Here is a 20,757-nt window from a genome sequence, read left to right on the forward strand (position 1 = left end):
TATCGCGTTTTAAATTTTGGCTGTTTGGAGCATCAATGCTTAAGTCCGAAAAAGAAGCATTTAACTGGGGTTTTGAGGCTGGCTTTCTTCGCTCCCCTGTCAATCCCCGTATGCTACTTCTTAACAGGACGCCGGAGATTGATTGTGCCGGCGACGGAAACACATCCGGCAATGCAAGCGCATGGAGTCTCGTCTCCATAGCCAACGACCTATTGCGCGTCGACTTAAGCTCGCTTTTCAACGAGATTGCGTCCCATTTTCGTGAACGAGCAAACCGTCGCTTTTATATCGACCTGCAGAACGCCATGCGCCAGCCCCCTGCTGCTCCTCACCCTGCGCAACACACCTCGATGGACTGCGCAGCCGAGCCAGACCATGACGACTGGCTCGATCCAGACGATCCCGACCAAGAGCCCACCCAAGCAGAATTGAACGAAGCTGAAATCGCTATCAACCTTCAAAAACAAAAGGAACGCGACCTCGATTTCTTTGCTCCGATATTCGACAAAGCCATTACAAGCCATGCACACGGAGAGATTTCCGGCATGGCCAGATATCTCCTTGAAAATGTCTGCAGGCAGTGTGTCATGAACATCACAGCGATTCCCGACTATCGCTATTACAGCTGCTGGATGAACAACAACGCTATTGAGTGCAACGAAATCAACCGCCTGTACCGCGCGGTGATCACGACATCGGCCCAACTCAATAAGCAAGAAATGGCGTCCCTCTTCAGCTCCTATCTCAAGCTCGTGTCGAACGACATGGACATTACAACTACCAACGGCAAGACCGGGCTAACAGAACCGGTGCCGTATAAACGCGACAATCCAAGAGACAACTATCCAAAGGTCAACTCGCAGATAGAAACAGCTTGCGTTTGCACCAATACCGATCTCTTTCGAGCGCTTCTCATTGTTTTTTATCAGGAATGTCTGGAGCTTGCCCCGCTGCTTAAAAACACCGAGGCACCTAGCCTGCTCGCGCAAAACGAAGAGTTTTTCCCAGCCGCCATCAAAACAAGCGACCCGCGACAATTTCGATTATTCGATAATCAGCTGCCGGCAATCATCCGCTTTGGCGACGCTTTTGCATACGCAGCCAAAAAGCACTTGCCCGGAAACGAAACGGCTCAAAAGCTCGAAGAACATTTGAGCGATATAAAACGCATGAATAGCGCCCCCTTTATGCAGGCGTTTCGCAAGAACTATCTCGAGGCTATGCGCGAGAACCAAATCTACGCAAATGGAGACTTCCATACGTATGCAGAGCTTAACGACCAGGAAAACCTCAATAGGCTCGTAAGGCTTCAAGCTGTTATTGCAAAGGCAGGAGAGCTTTACTTCACCGAAGAGGAATGTTCCTTTGCAAGCCTTTATGCCCGCATCCTCCACGAGCTGCTGCTGTGCGGCATTATGCCGATAACATGCCAAACCTGTGGTTCGCTCTTTTTTCCGACCGGCCCTAACAGCAAGTACTGCGATCGATATAACGCGGCGACCAAGCTCTATTGCAACCCGCGGCACAACGCCAAAAAACATCTTGGTCGCAAATCACCCCGCGACGTCGCACTCAATATACGGAGAAAAGCCGACACGGCATACGAAAAGGGTTTAACGGATTGTGCCCACTATTTTGACAGCCTTGGCAATTTTGTTCTCGATGGTCTTGGCCCAACATACCAAGCGAGCGACCTAATTTCCGACGAGCTCTATGCGGCATGGCTGTCTATCGTCAACCAGCCCAATTGCAGGACAAAAATCAGGCGACCAGATAGGAACGGTTTTCCATACCCCGTACTGTGGTACGGATTCATCCTCAATGGCATACAGTATGTACAAGTCGAGTTTCCCGAAGCCGAGTACCCGGCGCTTTTTGAACGCTTGAGCCAGCTCGCCGAAAGCCCGCAATCAAAGTGCACGCTGAAGCACAAGGGACCCGGCGAGCACCCATACAGCTCATGGCTTATCAAGTTATACGAGTTGTTGGAGATCATTGCGCAAATTAATAGCGCCGACCAGGTGGCAAAGCCCATTCCATTGCTTGGAATAGATAGGGACGATTGTGTCTCGACCGACCCGACCGCCCAAGGCACACGGAGCGCGCCCGACGCATGCGTCTACAGCACCGGCACGATAGATAGCCTTAGCTTTACCGTGTATACGAAGGGATATGACCCGGAAAAGCGGGAACGAGCCTGATGTAGCGGCTTCGAGCGAAGCCGCCGGTCACGGGGTGGCACCGGGGCGCGGACGCCGCGGGCCATTGGGAGCAACCCTCCTCCGCTACCTGCGCGACGTGGCAGCGCCGCTGCGTCGTCCCTGTCGCCGAACATCGTCCTGAAGGCGCGGGCGGGTGTCCATGAACAGCCGCGCCCGCACTAGCCTGGGGGACAGCCGCCCCGCCACCAGCAGTGCGCCGGCACGCCTCGGCACCGCCAGGGTCTCCGCCTCCACGGGCAGGGCAACTTTCTCGATGACCTCGGCAGAGCACACGCCCGACAGGTCAACCCCGTTGTAGACGATTGGCCTCATGCGTTGCCCCTCGCGCGCCCGTAGGTGTTACCGCTACTCTGAAAATGACCAGATGATCACCCAACAATCTTTGGCGAGTGGGGGCTGAACGCATCGTTGCCGTTCTGTTCATCCACCGCCCTGCGCCCCAGGCTTAAGGGTTCTGCCGCGTCATCTTCCACCCGCACGGACAGGACATAGTAGAAGTCGGCACCCTGATTCCCACGATCCCGCACGTAGCCAAGGTCGGCCAGGCGGTTGGCCAGCTCGTCCCTCGAAACCAGCTCATTCGAGGTTATGCGACACGCCACAGGCTCGATCTCGTAGGTGTTCGTCTGGCTTATGGCGTTCCGATAGAAGCGGAACCACGACGTGCGGAAGAGATCCTTATGGTGCGAGTAGACATGCCCGTCCTTAATGGCATAGAAGTAGAAGAGAAAGCGCCCGCCCTTGCGGAGCCTGCCGCTGCTTTCGAGAAAGTGATAGTAGTCATCGGGAGAGTCCCCTCGAATGTAGCCAATCACGAACGATTCGCCACCATGCCCGTAGGAGTCGCTATCCGTCTTGCCCGCGCTTGGAGGCTCAGCCACAACCATTTCGGTGAAGTAGCTCAGCCGGTTCAGCCGCGTATTGCTTGCCGTGTTCTCGCCGATGACCTTCTCTATGAAATCGCGCAACGCATTCTCTGCCGTCCTGCTGATGCTCGGCTTCATGGCGAAAGCGCCGACACCCGGCAAAATCTCCTCGAAGAGCCGGAATTGGCCCTTCTCGCCCGTTTCGCCCGACCCCGGATAAAGCACGTAGCTGCCAACCGTGCGCCGTATCGCGTCGTTGTACGTGTGCATCTTCAGCAGGTCACCGCGCTTGTAGGTGTTCGTGGTGGAGGCCGCCTTCTCCTCGTTAAGTTCCTCGCGCTCTGCCTCCTCGGTGCCCACATCCTTGCCGACAAGCCCCGTCAAGTCGGTGATGCGGTACTTGGCGTCGAAGTGGACGAATGCAACAGCTCCATCTTGCACTGCGGCTCGCTCGTTTGTATAAGCATCCGGGAATATCGCGAGCGTGTAGTCGGGTCTGAACGGTCTCGAGTACGAACCCTCGTAACGAGTGGCATGAAAGTCACGGGGCGAGAAGGTGCGGTTGTAGTAGAGGTTTACCTTCGCGCCGCACTGCGCAATCTGGAATGACTGGCAGGAGCGTACGCCCTGCTTGAGGGATATTGACAGCCCACCGTCGGGATTCGTCCCGATAAATGGGTGGTCATCGGTGCTTATCGGCTCGCACCCCTCGATCCCCCTTACGATGTCGTACAGCTCAAAGAAGATCCAGTACTCGTAGAGGAGGGCCACATTCTTCGATTCGCCCTCGTAGATGTCATCCTTGCCCTTCCAGTCGAGCTGCAGCGCCATATCGAGCATGGAATATGCGAAGAAGATCTGCGAGTATCCCTCGCGCTTCTGCAACACCTGGTTGTTCTGAGGCATCATCTGCAGGGTGCCGACATCGTCGAAGAAGGCGTCGCTGAGTATCGTATCCAGCATGGCGTGCAGCGCGGCGGCTTCGCGATAACACTCCGTCTGCCGAGTATCGCCCTTCTCGGCATCCAGGACAGTCATCAGAGAGGTGCAGATCCGGTCAATCTCATGCAGGGCAAATTTCACAAACCGATTGGCGGGCGTGTCGAGCAGGTCGTACTTGCGCGTGACGCTGACCATCTGGGGGAGGTAGACGCCTCCCGCATCGCCGCCGCAGTTCAAGCGCGTCCACATCCGGCTGTTCGAGAAGGGGTTCGTATAAAACCTCCGGGACGGCATGCCAGCCCCAACCGACCGCAGCTCGTCCTCGTGATCCAGCGTCCTATCAGGGTTCCTCTTTATCGCCTCGAAGAGGGCTTGGAGGTTCGGTTCGTAGCAGAACTGCCGCAGGAAGACGAACTGCTCAAGCAGCGTCTCGCGATTCTCGTCGGCTTGCTTGTAAACGTTCGACGTGGAGCCCGAGTAGTCAAGGAGCAGCGCAGCGCACCTTGCGGCAAGCTCCTCGGTGAGCTCGATGTAATCGTCTTCATAGCCAATCTTGAGCGGGACGACTTCGAACTGTAGCATCGGCGCATCAGCTTCCTCGCCGAATCGAATCCTCGAACGCCCGAGATAGTTCACGAACTGGAAGGTGACACTATTGCCGTTTCTGTCGCACCTGATATTCTTGCCTTCGTTTTGGAACGAGGCGCGAGGATGCAGGCCACCATCAGGGGTCCGCTCGTATTCGAGCACATAACATGTGGTTTCGTTGATTCGAAGCGTGGGACTCCCGTCAAGACCGTCCTTGACGGCGAAGGCTGGTGTTGAACCAGCGCCATTCTGGGATGCTTCCGGCTTGAGACCGAAACACGTCAGCCCGGTTAGCCCGGTCTGCTGTTCCTCGTCCCAATCGACTCGGTCATGCGCACCGCTCTGGTAGAGCCTGGCTATTGTTCTTCCATCCGCTGCAAAGCGGATTGCGCCGATGCTGCCGTCCATAGGCTAGATGAAGCTCGCATACTGCACGTTATCGAGTTTCGCTGCCATCTGGCTTATCTTAACGGAGCTCAGCTCGCCATCGCATATGTCTTTCAGGCTTTTAAGCAGATTGCCGATCTCACGCTTGTTACCATGGAGCTTCGGCAGCACCTTCTGGACAATCTGCTCATCGACAGAACGCTCGAGTTCGTAGTTCTCGCCGTCAAGCTCGTGCGCGGCATTAACGTACATTCGCACTTCGCGCACGGTGCGGAAGGCAAACTCATAGCCGCATTTCTCCAGCTCTTCATACAGCTTGCCGAACTTCTCGAAGATGGCGTTAGCATCATCTTCGCTGATGTAATTGGCTCCCTCCCATATGTCCTTGGCGAGACGCAGAAAAGCCTGGGGGACGCCGGAAGCTGCGACGGCAACGTCCGGCGCATCCTCGATGGCTTTGAACCCTGCGAGGACTTCGGCCTTCGACGGCTTGAACTCTATGACGTTTGCCCTGTCGAGCACCTTGGGGCTAAACATGTAAGTGGTCTCATCGATGTTCACGGTGCCGACAACGAACAGGTTCTGCGGATAGGGCAGCCTGCCAGCACCGCCATCGCCGTACCCATCAAGCACGATGAGGTTATCCTCGCCGATGGTCTCCATGTGGCTGAGGAAGTCTGAGAAATACCGCTCGACATGGCTCAGGTTCATCTCGTCGAGGATGAGGAAATACGGAACCTCGGGGTTAGCGTTGGCCCGTTCGATGAGTCTCAGTATGCCGGTCTCTTCGTACGCGCCTTTGCCGCCGTCTGCAATCGGGTTGAAGAAGCCCAGCACCTTGGTGTTGTCGGTCCAGTCGGCACCGACCGGAACGAGCAACCAGTTTGGCTCCCCGTCTTCATCCAAGACCTCAAGGTACTTTGCAAAACGCTTGGAAATCCGCGTCTTGCCTGTTCCGCTGTTGCCAGCAAGGATGACAAAGGGCTTTGCCAGTAGTGACGTGATGTAGCGCCTGGAGAAGTCGGTTTTAAATTCAGCTGGAAGGTTGTTTAGCTGAAAAGTCCTCTTCTCTCTGCTTGATGCTTTCGATGAATTCTTTGCAGCAAGGTCGATTAGTTGATGCATTGCGGGCAGCACGTCATCGCCTTGTTCGTAGTCGATGCCCTCTTCGGCAATCAATTGGCTCGCTATGAGGTTTCGCATGAACTCAGCCACGCTGTAATCAAACTCAAGTTTCCCTGCGTAAACGTCAGCGAAATACTTGAATGCCGTGGTCAGGCTACCAGCCCTCATCTTGCATCCGCGATTGCAAAGGGCAATAAGATCGTCAATTCTCGACTTGTAGTCGTAATCTATCGCACCCGAAAACTGCCCGTCTTTGTATCTGCTTCCAGTGGCGAAGAAGAGTTTCGTTAGCTCCAAGATATATGCATCTTCGGAGACGCCCACAGGCTTTACTTCGGCTGCATCCATCCAGAATGTCCTTTCCGCAAAACCGTCCTCTTGCAACGGCGATGAATCGTTTACTTTGCCCGTCACTGGCAACAACAGCAGTGCGGCAAACAAGTTGCCGACATTTGGACGCTTTGCCCCGTCTCCTTGTATTTGCACACGTACTTTTCCGCCTTTTTTTGCAACGGGATAACGCGTGCCAAGGGAGACAACTTGCCCAGTAGAGGGTACGACTACTTCCAAGATGATTGCGTGTCCGATAATGTCAACTGCAGTCAGCGTATCCCCGTTTGCAAGAGAGCCTGAACCTTTGAGTTCGTACTGTCCAGCACCACCTTGTCCAACTGTTCTCCCGCGAACGGATAGCGTATTCTCGCTATATATAGAATTCGGAATGGGATAGCTCAAATTCCATTCATCGACAAAGGACATGGCAACCACCACAATTAATCTGCTGCATAGTCAGCTATGCATCTAGCAACGTACTCAGCAAGCTTAACTGGCACGGCATTGCCAATCGCCTGCTCAATGTCTGTCTTGGACCCGACAAACTCAAACTCTTCGGGGAAGGTTTGCAGATAGCTGCGCTCCTTGTATGTTAAGGCTCTCACACCTTCAGAAATATCAGCCTTGTCGGCATGATGCCTCTTATATGCTGGCGGTATCGGACGGTTGGTGCCTCGTACCGTTACCGCTGGCTCGTCAATCGTGAAGACGCCCCTACGCTGGAAGTTGCGTGGATGCATGTAGAAGTATTGCGTGCCGAGCGAATCGCCAAGGTAATCCCTGACGGTCATCTGCTTGTCGCTCAGCCTTGAATCCAAGAGTTCGCCGAGAAAGTCATCTTTATCACCAAGATGACCGACAAGGATAAAGCGCCTGCGAATCTGAGGCACACCACATAGACTGGCGTTGAGGACGCGCCTCGTGAGACCGTATCCAGCATTGCGGAATATTTCCAGCGCCTCGGGCAGGACGTCCATCCGCTCGATATTGTAAACATTCTCCATGACGAACCACTCGGGTCTGACGTCCCGAACTATCTCAGCATATCGGATGGTGAGATTGGCCCTTTTGCCGCGCTGTCTGGCGCCCGCAATGGAGAAGTCCTGGCAAGGGGGGCCACCGATTATCATCGACGGCGAATACTCTTCAATTTTCGGGACCGCTTCCGCATCGTAAAGATCGTATTTGAATGCCGGGTGGTCGAAGTTTGCCGAATAGATGTCGACAGCCGCCTGCCAGTTATCAAACGCCGCCTTTATGTTGAAGCCCGCATTCTGGAATCCGAGCGACATACCGCCGCATCCCGAGAAAAGATCAACGCAGTCCATCGCTCACATCCCTCCTGTACTCTAGTAGCGCTCGTGCAACGTAGGTGGCAAGGTTTACCGGTACGGCGTTGCCCACCATCTGGTTGACATCCGTCTTACTCCCAAAGAACTTGAAAGACTCCGGGAAAGTCTGGATCCTACTGCGTTCCTTTGGAGTCAAGCACCGGGCTTGACTGAGGTCCGCCGCGTCGTTGGGGTGAAGCTTGTAGTTCGGCGGTATCGGCCTGTCCACACCACGAATAGTGACCGAGGGCTCGTCGATGCTGAAGATGGCCCGCCTCGTGTAGCTTCGCGGAATTCTGAAGTAGTAATCAATTCCAAGCTCGTTACCGAGATACTCACGAATTGTCATCTGATGGTCAGAAAGGCCCTTCTCAAGATATGGGTCGAGGAACCCGTCGGGCGCCCCAAGGCATCCGATCAAGAAGTATCTCTTGCGAGCTTGGGGGACCCCGCACAGGCTTGCATCCATCACTCGCCCACTCAAGCCATAACCCTGCGCTTTGAAGGTGGCCCGAATCGCTTCCATGGATTTGCTCGTTCGAACGCGTGGGACGTTCTCCATAACGATGAAGCGAGGCTTGCACCTCGCGATGATCTCGGCATATCTAACAGAGAGGATTGCGCGCCCACCATCCTCGGATCTCTTGCCGGCCTGCGAGAAATCCTGACAAGGAGGCCCGCCGATGATGATATCCGGAGCGAAGCCGGCAACTTCCTCGGATACGGAAACGTCGGAGAGATCCCTTTTGAAAACAGGATGCTGGAAGTTAGCGCGATAGACATCAATGGCAGCGTCCCAATTGTCGTAGGCAGCCACAACATTGACGCCAGCCTTTTCGAAGCCGAGGGACATTCCGCCGCAGCCGGCGAAAAGGTCAACTGCCGTTATGTTCCTCTCGTTTTCCACGCGCTCGGTCTCCATTTCGATAGATACAGACAAATAAATAATTATAATTCCGTTTCTTCCAACATGCTTCAAGATCAGTCGGCAACAGAACAAATCCAATTGTAACGCTTCGCCCGGACAAGAATCGCTCGTGCTCGATTCGAGCTTATTGCCGCCCAGCAGGGCAACCACTGTCGCATGCTCGCCCGTCAGAGGCCGTCCGCGCCGCATCCGCGTCCGCTCCGGATGCCGCGCCGGGTCGGTCGTGCCGCGGACCGTCCCTCGCGGCACGCACCCTCCGCTCCCGCGAAAACCCGTTCAACACAAAGGCTTTTAGGTATAGCCTTATTGCTGTACGCCACGAAGTTTCCGCCCACTCACGCCCTCGCTGCCAAACGAATACGCATCCCTCTCTCTTCTATGGATGCAACGCTGCCGAAATATAAATCGACTCATGCGATCGCTCTCCGACCTCAGCTGAAACGTTTCAGAGCGCAACAATCTTGAACCTCGATCCACCCTCCAGACAAACCTCCTCAGTTCATCCATTACTATCGAAAAGATCTTCCATGAATTTTGACGGCCTGTTTCAGCTGTAATGGAAATAAAAACCAGCTTTTCGAAGTCGGCGCCGCAACCAGGCAAGCATTTCCGAAATCGCAGCATCACATCGCTCGATATAAGTAATTTGCTACTGGTGCAACGGCCCCGAGCACCGTTCCCGCGCGACTCTATCGCAAATACGTTGCTTAGAACAGGGCACTGCCACATTTCAGCAAGCCAATCCGAATCCTCGTTTGGTCGGGAGATAGTCCAATTACCCTTTAAATATCATATCGTTGTGGTATTCAATAAACTCAGCTCGTGGGGCAAATCGCTTCGGAAGCGTAATCGGCTCTCCGTTGTAGCGCCACAAATTTACCGCTTCCTTGAAAGTAGCGGCAGGCTAAACGAGGGCGGTGAGTTCCTTTTCTACTTCTACGCCATTAAGGACGGGCACGTGTACTCCCATCATAAAGATCTCTTTCGTACGACCCATTTCCGCTTCTACAGGAACGCAATCAGCGAGACAAACACTTACGAACTTGAACCCATGCTTTGCAAGGTGAAGGCTAACGAGCTGGTTTCGAGAGACGAACTAGCCGACCGGCTGGCCGCCATTGGTTACGAGCGGAATCGTGGGAGCCAGGGGGCGGACTTCCACTACGTGCTTAGCGTGGAGGTCGAGAACGCTGCAGTTGTGCCGCTGAGTCTCGCGTGCGGATTGGTCGACGGGCAGAACGGCAACGATGCTTTCAGCCCGCACTCGCCGAAGTTGGTGGGATAACATTTCACGAGCATGTCGATTGGTACAGGAGGAAAGATTATGGACGAGAGAATCAAATCGATAATCCACAAAGCTGTTGATGATGCCGGGCGTTATCCGTTTCTCTTCATCGGCTCTGGCCTCTCCCGTCGTTACTGCGGCACGCCGGGATGGGAGGGGCTGCTTTCGGATATCTGCGCCGAGGTGCTTGACGACCCATATGCCTTCGCGCGCTTCAAGAGCCAGGCGAAGATTGCTGTCCAGAACGGCAAGGTCGAGTCCGAACTGCCGTACGTTGCCACGCTCATGGAAAGCGAAGTAAACCACGAGCTCTTTGCATCGGATGAATTCGCTGCCTTCCGCGAAGATCACAGTGACGAGCTTACCGGGGACGCTTCGCCCATGAAGATCTACGTCGCAGATAAGATCGCGAGAGCTCGTCTCGTCGAGAGCGCCGAAACTGAGAAGCTGGCGAAGGCGGGCAGGGAAAAAGTTGCCGGCATCATCACCACGAATTATGACTGTATGTGTGAGACCCTATTCCCTGGTTTCACGACCTACGTCGGAGAAAGCGACCTCCTGTTCTCTGACCAGGCTTTCTCTCAGGAGATATACAAGATCCATGGCTCAGTCTCGAGGGCGGGAAGCATCGTCCTGACCAGCGCTGACTATGCGGAGTTCGCGCAGAAGAGGAAGTATCTCTCGGCGAAGCTGCTCACCCTCTTCGTCGAGTATCCCGTCATCTTCCTCGGTTATTCGATTCAAGACGAGAACATCAGGTCGATACTGGGTGACATCTGCGAATGCCTACCAGATGACAAGCTCAAACGGCTGGGCAAGCGGCTCATCTTCGTTCAGCACGCAACCGACACCTCTGTTGGCGAGATTGCTATGAGTTTCGGTGGCCGTACGCTTTCGATGACGAAGATCACCACGGATGACTTCGAGTCGATCTACGATGCGATGCGCAGCTTCCGGAAAATGTATAGCACGCGATTTATCCGCGAGTTGAGGGGCAGCGTGTTCAGGCTTGCGGAGCATATCGACCCGAGTTCCGACATCATCGTCTCAGGGATAGACAATGTCCTCAACGACCTTGACCCGGACCAGAAGATCGTCATCGGCCTGTCGGTGTCACCAAGTAGCATCGGAAAGCCGATTTCACCTGAAGATATCTTCGAGGACATCGTGCTCGATAACCTTCGCTATGACCCAAAGTTCATCGTCGAGAACTACCTCAACATGTACGTGCGCCAACGGCCCAACAACATGCCTGTCTTCAAGTACACGCGCGGACTCGGTGGAGAGGTCGGTAAGGACATAGCGACTTATCTCCCAACGCTCACCTCGATTGATAGCTATCGAAGCGAAACGTTCCGCAAATCGATGCCTGCGACTCGTCGCAGATTCGAAGGGTCGCTGAGCATAAAGGGCCTTGCGAATGCATGCGCGCCAAAGAGCCCGTTCGCGTTCATCCCGTGCCTTTCAGAGGAAGAGATGGACGTCGACGACTTGGAAGCGTTGCTGAAGCGGGCACTGGCTGACGTGGGAAACGACCCTGCCAAGAAGAGGGCTCTGTTGAAAGATTCGCATTATCGGAAGTGCGTCCGCATCTACGACTTCTTGCGCTATGGAAAGTAGGAAGTCCCCCAACCTTCACCAATAGTCCGGGCAACGGCATCCGAACCTAGATCCAGTTGGGGGACATGCTCCCGAACTATGCACGGTTTCCCGCGCAAAGCTAGTTTAGCAAAGAAATGTGGAGATTGGCGGTTGGGCGCTTGAGATTCCTGCCAACTGCCGCACCCCTTGAATATCAACTTCATCCGAACACCTCCCAAATTCATCCGTACATGTACGGATGAATTTGGGAATCCGATACCCTGAGGGCCGGGTCGGCCGGCCCCGGGAGATCGGAGGACGCCATGTCCGGAAAGAGCGGGAAGGGCGCCGCGAGGGCGGTCCCGAGGGCCCACGGCAGGCGATCGGCGATTTCATGCAACTACGGCTGAAGTGTCTTTATGTGGTTCAGCGCACCCAACAGTACCGTTTGATTTCGCTCAAAGCATAAACGAAACCATGCATATATTCCCAAGGCAATCAGGCATGGCGTCACGAAAACCCCGGCAGCGATTGAATTGTTGCCCGCCCATGCAGACAGACACCCTCCGACCGTAAGTGAGATGATCATGCTGATCACGCTGGGGGCCCAACTCGTATAATGCACCCCACTCACCGCCTGTTCGACTATTTCGCATTTCTTTTTCAGGCTAATGTCCTCATCCACTTCACCAAGAGAAAAGTCCACTCCCGAAATTAAATCGAGCAATTCAGCCTCACTGTAGCCGCCTTCCTTGAATCTTTTAATGAAGAAACCTCCTGGTCCAGGCCCACAGATAGGACGGTTTACACGAAACAGTTCCTTATAGGCGATTCCCATTGTTAACTCCTTAAAGTGCAGATGCTATTTACGCTATCGTTCTATCATTTCGTCCGGACAGATTTTTATCGGACCGTCGGCAACCGTTCACAAGGACATCCCGTTCAGTAACTCCCCGCGCTCCTCATACCCGCGCTCGAGCTTCTTCCCAAGCTCCGCAGCGCAGCGCTTCGTTTCCTCGGCAAACAGGTCATCGATAGCCCTGTCAATCCGCGTGCAAGTCTGCCGATGCTCGTCCTTCCAGGGCAGGTTGAGTCCCAAACTCGCGTCCCAATAGCCGCCGAGTTTGGCGTTAATTACTTCCTCGGGATACAGCACGTCGCGGCGAATGTCCTCAACTACATCGTCCTCGTCCATATCGCAGGCCGCATCGCCCTGCTCGAGGAACTTGCGCAGCTCCTTTTGCGCCCAGATGTTGTTCAGCATGCGAACACACACCACGGCCAAAAAGCGATAACGTTCGCATAGATCCCACTCGCCTTCGAGCCATACGCGAAAGCCCAGCATTTCGCTCGCGGACTCATCATCCATCAGGATCAATTCCCACGGAAGCACATTGGCGAGTGCGTCCTCCCCCAGCCTTTGCACGCCGTCGCGCATAAAGATGCACGGCTCCACGTCGTAATAGCCAAAACCGTGGCCCGCATCGCGACGATTGATGACATGCTTGGGCAACAGGATGATCTTGTCGCTGGGCTCGGGATCTATCTTCCGCAGCTTTTTGACCTTGCGGCGGGCGCGCTTTAGGCTGCGTTCGCTATCGCCACGGCCGCGGCCGTCCGGCTTGCCGCCGTATCGAAGGGCAACCTCACGCGCCAGGATCTTTGTGTCCGCAGCGCACAGCAGGTCGCTCACGGTGGGCAGGTCTTCCCACTCAATGCCATCGACGTCCCAAATCCTGTTCATGTTCAACCTCTTTCTGGCTGTGAATTTACGCACTTGTTCGCCCTGCACAACGTACTTGTAAGGCATGCGCCCCGCTAGAGCGCCTTCTTGCTGGGCGCAATCACCTCATCCACCAGGCCCAGCTCCAAAGCGCGTTTGGCGTTGCACCAGCAGTCACGCTCGGTGAGCTCATGGAACTCCTGGGCGCTCAGGTTGCCGTGCTCGGCCAGCAGCTCGTCCAACTCGGCACGCATGGCTGCCGTATGCTGGGCCACAATCTCGATATCGGTCTGCTGCGCCATGCCTGTGCCGCCCATCAACTGGTGAATGAGCACCTGCGTGTGGCGGTACACCTGGCGGTGGTCGCCGCAGGCCAGGATCACCGCGGCCATCGATGCCACGACGCCCTCGCCTACCGTGACCACGGGGCAGTCGAGCGACTGCATGGTGTCGATGAGCGCCAGCCCCGCCGTAACGCTGCCGCCCGGGCTGTTGATGATGAGGGTGATGGGCTCGGTCGCGCTTTGATGTTCCAGCACCAGCATGGACTTAATAAGGCCGTTACAGGTCACATCGTTGACCTCGCCCTCCAGCAGCAGCACACGACTGTTGAGCAGTTCGCTTGCCATATCGACAGCGGCAACACGGCCGTCCTTGGACTTCTTTATGATGCTGGGCTCACGATACATAACGGGCATGGTAATTCCTTTCTAAACGGAATCGGTAAGGAGGCAAAAACTGGACCGCACGGCTTACGACTAACGGAAGCCGTGCGACAAAACATGCAAGATGGGATACACAAAGCTGCAGGAACTAATCCCTCAGCCACTTGGCGGCATTGGGATGGTCGTCGCAAAAGTACTTCTTGGCGCGGAAGGGGCGCATGCCGGTCACCTTGACCAGGCAATCGGTGCGAGGCATAAGCCCAACCTCGCCTGGGGTCATCACGCAGCCGCGCACATCTACGGCAGTGCGCTCGGCGCCCACGTACTTGGTGCCCAAAACCGACTCGCCACACAGTTCGCTTATGTAGTTCTGCGTCGCGATGTTGCTGCCGCCACCCATATAGACCAAACTATCGCAGTTATCGAGAATGGTAAGCGCCGTGGATTTGCCGTACACGGCATCGAGCTGGCTCAGCGATTGCGCACACATCAAAAAGCTAATGCCGCGGCTGCGCACGGTCGCAATGCTGCGCTCAAAATCGGGGATGCGTCCCACATTGGGAAACTCATCGAGCACAAACTGCACGCGACGCTGCAAATGGCCGCTGGGGCTGGCATCGGCACGGCGCTGGGCAAGGTTAAACAGCTGCTTAAGGGCAACGTTCGCAAGCCATGCATTAGCCGAATCGTTGTCGCTCACCTTAAGATCGATCACGCGCTTGCCCTCGTCAATACGATCAAGACGCATCTCGTCTTTCTCAAAGACGCGCATGAGCTGGGGAGTCTTAAGCCGCGAGATGGTCGCGTTGAGCGTGATCAGAATGCTCTTAAGCGTCCTATCGGCTGCCCCGCGAAAATCACGATACTGCTCAACGCCATACAGATCAGCGTTCTCCGCACCAAACTTATCGAGAAACTCCCTGGACTCCACCTCTTCTACAAGGTAGTCCAACGGGAATCGGCCCTCGCCATCCCCCGTGACCTTGATGAGCGCAGCCAGTTTAAAGACGTTGTTCATCTTAAGGTAGCGGCGCGGAGCATTGGGGTCCTCGCCCGGCGCAAGGGTGCCGGCAAGACACTCCAGGAGATACAGGATTCCAACAATTGCTCGAAGCAGCAGATCGTTTGCGTTATCCCAGAACGGATCATACCTACGGCTACGACCGTCAGGATCGACCCCCTCCATGATTGCCGCCACCGTAGTGGGGATATCCTCGACATCCATCACGTAGCGCAGAGGGTCGTATCCGGCCGACTGCTCGGGATTAACAGTATCGAGAACCGTTACCTCGTAGCCGTCCTCTTCAAAGCCTTTCCCCGTACGGCGCAGCAGCTCACCCTTGGTGTCTGTGACCACATAACAGCATTCGTGGTGATTGAGTAGGTTGGGCAAAATGAAACTCGCCGTTTTGCCGCTGCCGGTACCTCCAAAGGCAAAGACATTGTTGGACACACTCGTCTCCCAATGCTTGTCGTCCTCGTAGAACGCCACCGTGGCACCCTTAGCCAGGATCACATCGCGCTGCTCATCGCCAGACGACAGCGCCTGCATCTCCTCCTTAGTCGCCCACTTCTTGGTCTGATACTCCGTTTGCTGCGCGGCCTCGTAGCCGTACATCTTGATGACTGACATGGCGTGGCTCCTTTCTTGTCCGTGACGTTGGTGGTTGTTAAGCAATGCGATCGACACCGTCGTCCTCATTGAGCTGTGCCGAGCGCGACGACTTGGTCGCGTGGCCGATCAGGCGCTCGGCCTGCGCCAGATAACTCTCGCGAGCAGCAGTTGAAACCGTCCCGTCGCGCAGATACGCAAGCAATGCATTAATCATCAGCTTGTCGAGCAGGTCGTATCCCTTGGCCCGAGCGCAGTTGAGGAGGTAGCGGTCCTGAAGCCCCCGTACCTTAGTTGCCAAATCGATTTCCATCTTTTCCTCCATGTAATAAAAAGTGTGTCGTTCGTCCAAAAGTGCCTCAAACGGGCGTTTGACGCATAACTCAAAGTTGAAACGCGGACTCGTATCGAACACGCGTCGTTGCACCTTGAGGTAGCGCTTATAAAACATGACGGCATCATCTTCATCCGCCGTAAAGCCACGCGATCCATCGCGGTGCAGCCGGTCGTAAGGCTTTTTGCTATCGATATGGCGCACGAATGGGGACGGAATATAGGCATCCTTCTTGACGTTGTACTTCATCCCTGTCGTAACCTGCTCAAACAAGAGAACGCCAGCTGACTTAAAAGCCGCATTACATCCATGCCTAAACATGCTCACCACGGCTGCCACGCTGCCCATGCAGCTATCGCGCGGGGAAAAATACAGCGAAAGCAAAGCGAGCGTCGCAGCAGTCAAAAGCTCGCGGGCCTCGTGTACATCGGCTCGATACTGCTCGGGCACCAGCCCGGGAATATCGGGCGAGCGCTCTTCCAGCACGCCAACGAGCGATTTAGCCAGGCGCTCGACGTTCTTCTCGCCGCAGTACGGACACGGAAGTGGCAGCTCTGCCTTCCTGTTCACTTCGCACATACCGCGGAGATCCTCGTCGATCGCACTGAGGAATGCCTCGTAAATACTGTCCCGTTTCTTCATGAATGCTTCTTTCTATCCGGTTTCAGGTGGTTGATGTAAGTCTGTTCTAAGTTCTAGAATGTTCTGACGCTAGAACGATGATTATTGATCTAACCCATTAGTTTCATAAGTGAAATCATCCTGCTCGATTGCTTAGTTTGCCTAAAGGCTACAAAGCGAATGTATCAAGCAATTGCTATTGAGTTGGCTTTGGATTGCTTCGAGGATAGCACAGCGTGCTGTTCTCGTCATTAGAAATTATAATATTTTTCTGCTAATATAAACCCACTGAGAAGAAAGGGCTCTATACATGCGTGAAACTACATCATCATTGCCACGCCTCACCGCCGCCGCCCTCTCGCGCGCGCTTAACCTGGAACAAGGCAGTCGCCTGCTCACTGTCCGTCTGCCTGGCGCTGTGGATGCCGAAGATCTCGCTAAGTGCTTTACCCTAAACGGTAACGGCGTGCCCGATATTTGTGAGCTTGAACCCGGAAAGCAGAATGCAAGCGATGATGATGCAGCGCCGGTGTTTGTCGATGCATCAAACTACTACCGCGCAAATAAGCACGATATCGAAAAAGACAGTGCCGCGCTCATCGATTATTTGGAGCCTGGCTACCTTGATTTTTGCGACTGGGGTCCTTTTATTTGGTGCCTGTATGCTCTCGCCCTTTCGGGCCGCACTCGAGCAGCCGTGGTACTTCCCGCCGATTTACTTGATAAAGCTGAACAAGCACGCACGATTTTGATACGCGAAGGGCTCATCGAGAGCGTCGTTTATTTGCCACTTTCCGAGCCCAGGCCCTACATGACAAGCGCGCTCCTCATACTGTCTTCAGGAAATCGCAGCGTTGCATTTCGCAGCGCAATTGAGCCCGGACCGCGTTTTCAATATGTGACTAAAACATCGTATTACTCTGATATCACCTTTTCTATCTCTCCTGACTGGGCCCGCATTGATACCAATACGCCAAGATCGACGCCAATCGAAACGTCCACTTTTGCCACGCGCGAGCTGCTCCAACACCACGCCGCTCTCTCCAAAGGCAAAATCAGCCTCATCGCCATCACCCGAAACTACAGCGCCACACTCGGTGACTCTTTTACGCGAGTCGCGCCATTCATGCCCCGCGAGAGCACGACATCGAACGACATTGACGCAGTCGAGGTGCGCCGAATCTCATCTCAAGATTTTCAGGACGGCAATCTTCTGCCCGTAGATGCTTCAGATAATCAAAATAGCTCGGATTCTAAATTCGTAAAGGTGAACCCCAGCGTTCTCGATCGTTATGAGCTCCGCGCTGGAGATATCGTCATGCCGCGCATGCTGGGTCGCTACGGCGCGTCCAACCTGCTCGTCGTCAGCTCCGATGACGCTAAGCAGCATCTGGTTGCTTCGCATAACACCACCGTCATTCGCCCGTCATTCCAAACGATGACCGAAGATGAGCGCGTAGTGTTTTCGGAGATAATTGTTGGATACCTTACCGAAGGCCACGGGGCGCAGCTGATTCAAGCATTAACTGAAGCAGCCAGCATCCGCGCCATCCGTCCTAGCGACCTGTTTGAGATCGAAGTCCCGCCGGCGCTCGACCCGCGCACACGCGAGTATAGCGAATCCACCAACCGCTTTGCCGAGGTCGTAAGAACAAAGAAACAAGCCGAGGCCACTGTCGCCCAAGCCCAGCGCGACCTCGAAGGCGCAAAAAAGGCCGTCACCCAGGTGGTCGACCAGACCTGCGAATAGCGCATAGGCAGTAGAAACGTCTTAAGCCGGCGACAGGAACTAATTCTGCCGCCGGCTTAACTATCTAGCCTATTCCCATCCCGTGGTCTGAGGATTCCATTTGCACACATTCGCCGAATGATTAAAGCACGGTGTATACAACCGATTGACGACCTCTTCTGCCCCAGCAATGTTCCCCGCGAGATCAAGTACCCCCGCCTGCCTCGCCATCTTTACGTACTGTGCAGAACCATTTTGTTTCCACCAGAGAGGCGCCACGAACTCTTCCGGCATTGCCACTTTGCGGGCAGACGCTTCTTTCTCGACCCTCTCGACAAGCGTAGCCCCATCGACGAAGCAAGTTTTCGCGTACACCAAGATGTCGACTATATCCTTGATTCGCGATGAAGCACGGCCCTCATGCATCTCTATCATTGCGAGCAATTTATCTGCAAGGGCACTCTCCACTCGGCATACTCGATAGTCGCAGACTGGGAGCCCCTCGATATTCAGACGATCGATCGGCGCAAGAACCTCAGGCTCAAGTCCCCGCACTTCATCAATTACCAAGTCAATTGAAATTGGCTGTAGCTTCTTGGTTCCCATAAAGGGGGTGAACCACACCTTCGCACCGCACCGATACTCATCTTCTTCTTTGATTTGCTCTGCACGATCAAAGACGAACGAAACGAAATCCTCCAGATCAATCGAAGCAGCCTGCACCAGATCGACAATAGCCTCTTCGAGACTCTCCTCTTGAGCAACCAAGTCAATATCTCTTGTGACACGCGCATCGAGTGTTCGCGCCAGGACGCTTTGACCGCCCTTGAGCACAAAGCTGCCGTCATCTTCTGAAAAAACGCGACATAGGAAGCGATGAAAGTAGAAACCGACGATTGCCCGATTAGTATCCATTGGTGATTCTCTTGCGGCATTCCTAACAGCCATCTCCAATGCGGCAGGCGTTTTGTACTTCACCATGTCCTCCGTTTCGCATTACCCGTTCAGTACCATCAGCAAAGGCGCCATCAGCTCGCGTCGTTTGGCGGTTTTAGAGTTCTCCTCTACAAGATCCTTCAGCCGTTGTATATCGAGTCCACGTCCAAGCGCGTCGTTATAGGCATCGATAATTAATGAGGGGTCCTCGCAATCGAGGCAAAGATCGACAAGCGTGCGCTCGGGTTTGGTTACCGGCAGGCCGTCGAGCCAGACGATATCCTGCTCCGCAATCTCGCGCTTTACAAAAGAAAGGGATTCGTTTCTCGTATTGATGCGCATGGGCGCGATCATCCTGTAGGGGGACAGAAAGAAATCGCCGATTTGCTGAAGGTTCGCCGCCGTCGTACCGCTCACAGCGATGCCATCCCACTGGCGCTTTCTCTCCCACGCACAAAGGGAGGGATTGGTGAGCTTCCAAAGAGCGTTGAGCTCATCGGTGTCTCGGCGCTGCGTGCCCGACATCCGGTAGGCGCCGTGGCATATCCGCTCAAGACGCCCCACGCGGCATGAGTGCGCCAGCGCATCTCGAGAAATGTCCATGCGAGCCGCCTGGGCTGTGGTAAACACGCCCTCACTCTCGGAAAGCTCGCTTATCGCCGTTATGTTGCTAAAGTACTTCATGTTGCAATTGTAGGATATTTTCATACTTTTGCAACGTGATTTTGATCCGCGCGATCCATACGCCTTGCTTATCCCATTTCTGACGCCGGCTTGATACCGGCACCCCATCTCCCGCTATCGAGGTCTAATACTTTCCCCACTGCCACCCAAAAACTCATCCAACATTAATCTTGGCTCAAGAATCGCTTAATCTATAACCTGCACTATAGAGTTCGACCAAGGGCGGGGCGGCGCAACGCAGACCGCCGAACGCAACGCTCGCGCCCGAGCAAATTGCCCGGCGTCGCGCCCATCGAACGAAAGGACAGGTCATGGACGACCTCGAAAAAGTTGAAACCATCCGCACCAAGTGCAACGTGAGTTACACCGATGCCAAGGCGGCGCTCGACGCTGCCGACGGCAACGTTTTGGATGCCATCATTTGGCTCGAGTCGCAGGGCAAGACCCAGACCACGTCGGCGCATGCCGCCACCGAGTCCGCGCCAGTCGATGAGCCCTCTGCCGAGATGGTCGCCGCGCAGGCAGCCTACGAAAAGTCGAGCGAAAAGACCGACTTCTCCAAGAAGATGGACAGCGTGTGGGAGTACCTCAAAAAGCTCTTCCGCCTGAGTCTGGACACCAAGTTTATCGCCACGCACCGCGATGCGATCATCCTCAACATCCCCATCCTGATTCCCATCGTCGCGCTGTTTGCCTGGGGCGCCACGATATGGCTGATGCTGATTGGCCTGTTCTTTGGCATGCGCTACCGCATCGACAGCGACGGCGACGTGCCCGGCAGCATCAACAACCTTATGGATAGCGCTGCTAACGCCGCGGACGACATCAAGCAAAATCTCAACGACGACAAGTAATCGCAGACGGG

At 54.8% G+C, this 20,757-nt stretch carries 17 protein-coding genes; 5 read left to right on the top strand and 12 right to left on the bottom strand.

Annotated elements, in window-relative coordinates:
* The first annotated feature begins 35 nt into the window (after positions 1-35).
* The gene (locus DW943_RS07045) at positions 36-2,201 is read left to right on the top strand and encodes a hypothetical protein (protein WP_117862599.1); all 2,166 of its coding nucleotides are present in this window, start codon (positions 36-38) and stop codon (positions 2,199-2,201) included.
* A gap of 84 nt (positions 2,202-2,285) precedes the next feature.
* Here the strand turns inward: DW943_RS07045 and DW943_RS10490 are convergent, their stop codons facing one another.
* The 5 genes from DW943_RS10490 to DW943_RS07070 are packed head-to-tail and all read right to left on the bottom strand — an operon-like array spanning position 2,286 to position 8,701.
* The gene (locus DW943_RS10490; RefSeq protein WP_117862600.1) at positions 2,286-2,534 is read right to left on the bottom strand and encodes a hypothetical protein; all 249 of its coding nucleotides are present in this window, start codon (positions 2,532-2,534) and stop codon (positions 2,286-2,288) included.
* A gap of 56 nt (positions 2,535-2,590) precedes the next feature.
* The gene (locus DW943_RS07055) at positions 2,591-5,026 is read right to left on the bottom strand and encodes a DUF2357 domain-containing protein (RefSeq protein WP_117862601.1); all 2,436 of its coding nucleotides are present in this window, start codon (positions 5,024-5,026) and stop codon (positions 2,591-2,593) included.
* 3 nt (positions 5,027-5,029) lie between these two features.
* Complete coding sequence (locus DW943_RS07060) at positions 5,030-6,889, bottom strand: McrB family protein (RefSeq protein WP_147348641.1); 1,860 nt, start codon at positions 6,887-6,889, stop codon at positions 5,030-5,032.
* A 14-nt stretch (positions 6,890-6,903) separates the two neighbouring features.
* A complete protein-coding gene (locus DW943_RS07065; RefSeq protein WP_117862603.1) occupies positions 6,904-7,791 on the bottom strand; it encodes a DNA cytosine methyltransferase in 888 nt (295 codons plus the stop codon).
* Complete coding sequence (locus DW943_RS07070; protein ID WP_233543619.1) at positions 7,778-8,701, bottom strand: DNA cytosine methyltransferase; 924 nt, start codon at positions 8,699-8,701, stop codon at positions 7,778-7,780. The genes DW943_RS07065 and DW943_RS07070 overlap by 14 nt, the downstream gene beginning before the upstream one ends.
* Positions 8,702-9,680: 979 nt before the next feature.
* Between DW943_RS07070 and DW943_RS07075 the strand changes: the two genes are divergently transcribed.
* A complete protein-coding gene (locus DW943_RS07075) occupies positions 9,681-10,007 on the top strand; it encodes a hypothetical protein (protein WP_147350671.1) in 327 nt (108 codons plus the stop codon).
* Between the two features lie 39 nt (positions 10,008-10,046).
* Positions 10,047-11,627 carry an SIR2 family protein gene (locus DW943_RS07080; RefSeq protein ID WP_158566135.1) on the top strand — a complete coding sequence of 527 codons (1,581 nt, stop codon included), beginning with the start codon at positions 10,047-10,049 and terminating at the stop codon, positions 11,625-11,627.
* 361 nt (positions 11,628-11,988) lie between these two features.
* On the opposite strand, the gene DW943_RS07085 is transcribed toward DW943_RS07080, so the two are convergent.
* The 5 genes from DW943_RS07085 to DW943_RS07105 form a co-directional block, all read right to left on the bottom strand.
* Positions 11,989-12,426 (bottom strand): hypothetical protein, encoded by a 438-nt coding sequence (locus DW943_RS07085; RefSeq protein WP_117862606.1) that lies wholly within the window; start codon positions 12,424-12,426, stop codon positions 11,989-11,991.
* Between the two features lie 87 nt (positions 12,427-12,513).
* Positions 12,514-13,332, bottom strand: coding sequence for a hypothetical protein (locus DW943_RS07090; RefSeq protein ID WP_117862607.1), 819 nt, complete (start codon positions 13,330-13,332; stop codon positions 12,514-12,516).
* A 74-nt stretch (positions 13,333-13,406) separates the two neighbouring features.
* Entirely contained in the window at positions 13,407-14,009 is a 603-nt protein-coding gene (locus DW943_RS07095; protein ID WP_117862608.1) for a ClpP family protease, read from the bottom strand.
* A gap of 115 nt (positions 14,010-14,124) precedes the next feature.
* On the bottom strand, positions 14,125-15,609 hold the full coding sequence (locus DW943_RS07100) for a VirD4-like conjugal transfer protein, CD1115 family (RefSeq protein WP_158566137.1): 1,485 nt from the start codon (positions 15,607-15,609) through the stop codon (positions 14,125-14,127).
* A gap of 37 nt (positions 15,610-15,646) precedes the next feature.
* A complete protein-coding gene (locus tag DW943_RS07105; protein WP_117637101.1) occupies positions 15,647-16,564 on the bottom strand; it encodes a hypothetical protein in 918 nt (305 codons plus the stop codon).
* Positions 16,565-16,853: 289 nt separating this feature from the next.
* On the opposite strand from DW943_RS07105, the gene DW943_RS07110 reads away from it, so the two are divergent.
* On the top strand, positions 16,854-18,293 hold the full coding sequence (locus DW943_RS07110; protein WP_147348642.1) for a hypothetical protein: 1,440 nt from the start codon (positions 16,854-16,856) through the stop codon (positions 18,291-18,293).
* Between the two features lie 69 nt (positions 18,294-18,362).
* Here the strand turns inward: DW943_RS07110 and DW943_RS07115 are convergent, their stop codons facing one another.
* Together DW943_RS07115 and DW943_RS07120 are read right to left on the bottom strand one after the other, a co-directional pair.
* Positions 18,363-19,250 carry a nucleotidyl transferase AbiEii/AbiGii toxin family protein gene (locus DW943_RS07115; protein ID WP_089573599.1) on the bottom strand — a complete coding sequence of 296 codons (888 nt, stop codon included), beginning with the start codon at positions 19,248-19,250 and terminating at the stop codon, positions 18,363-18,365.
* An 18-nt stretch (positions 19,251-19,268) separates the two neighbouring features.
* The gene (locus DW943_RS07120; protein ID WP_117862633.1) at positions 19,269-19,892 is read right to left on the bottom strand and encodes a type IV toxin-antitoxin system AbiEi family antitoxin domain-containing protein; all 624 of its coding nucleotides are present in this window, start codon (positions 19,890-19,892) and stop codon (positions 19,269-19,271) included.
* Positions 19,893-20,203: 311 nt separating this feature from the next.
* Here DW943_RS07120 and DW943_RS07125 point away from each other — a divergent pair, with 311 nt between their 5' ends.
* Positions 20,204-20,746, top strand: coding sequence for a DUF4342 domain-containing protein (locus DW943_RS07125; protein WP_117862611.1), 543 nt, complete (start codon positions 20,204-20,206; stop codon positions 20,744-20,746).
* Positions 20,747-20,757: the final 11 nt, after the last annotated feature.

The organism is Collinsella sp. AM44-11 (assembly GCF_003467145.1).
In the GTDB taxonomy this organism is placed as follows: Bacteria; Actinomycetota; Coriobacteriia; order Coriobacteriales; family Coriobacteriaceae; genus Collinsella.

Excerpts from the sequence above, each read along its gene's own strand:
- DW943_RS07045 (WP_117862599.1), top strand. The coding sequence starts at position 36 with ATGCTTAAGTCCGAAAAAGAAGCATTTAACTGGGGTTTTGAGGCTGGC.
- DW943_RS10490 (WP_117862600.1), bottom strand. The coding sequence starts at position 2,534 with ATGAGGCCAATCGTCTACAACGGGGTTGACCTGTCGGGCGTGTGCTCT.
- DW943_RS07055 (WP_117862601.1), bottom strand. The coding sequence starts at position 5,026 with ATGGACGGCAGCATCGGCGCAATCCGCTTTGCAGCGGATGGAAGAACA.
- DW943_RS07060 (WP_147348641.1), bottom strand. The coding sequence starts at position 6,889 with ATGTCCTTTGTCGATGAATGGAATTTGAGCTATCCCATTCCGAATTCT.
- DW943_RS07065 (WP_117862603.1), bottom strand. The coding sequence starts at position 7,791 with ATGGACTGCGTTGATCTTTTCTCGGGATGCGGCGGTATGTCGCTCGGA.
- DW943_RS07080 (WP_158566135.1), top strand. The coding sequence starts at position 10,047 with ATGGACGAGAGAATCAAATCGATAATCCACAAAGCTGTTGATGATGCC.
- DW943_RS07085 (WP_117862606.1), bottom strand. The coding sequence starts at position 12,426 with ATGGGAATCGCCTATAAGGAACTGTTTCGTGTAAACCGTCCTATCTGT.
- DW943_RS07090 (WP_117862607.1), bottom strand. The coding sequence starts at position 13,332 with ATGAACAGGATTTGGGACGTCGATGGCATTGAGTGGGAAGACCTGCCC.
- DW943_RS07095 (WP_117862608.1), bottom strand. The coding sequence starts at position 14,009 with ATGCCCGTTATGTATCGTGAGCCCAGCATCATAAAGAAGTCCAAGGAC.
- DW943_RS07100 (WP_158566137.1), bottom strand. The coding sequence starts at position 15,609 with ATGTCAGTCATCAAGATGTACGGCTACGAGGCCGCGCAGCAAACGGAG.
- DW943_RS07105 (WP_117637101.1), bottom strand. The coding sequence starts at position 16,564 with ATGAAGAAACGGGACAGTATTTACGAGGCATTCCTCAGTGCGATCGAC.
- DW943_RS07110 (WP_147348642.1), top strand. The coding sequence starts at position 16,854 with ATGCGTGAAACTACATCATCATTGCCACGCCTCACCGCCGCCGCCCTC.
- DW943_RS07120 (WP_117862633.1), bottom strand. The coding sequence starts at position 19,892 with ATGAAGTACTTTAGCAACATAACGGCGATAAGCGAGCTTTCCGAGAGT.
- DW943_RS07125 (WP_117862611.1), top strand. The coding sequence starts at position 20,204 with ATGGACGACCTCGAAAAAGTTGAAACCATCCGCACCAAGTGCAACGTG.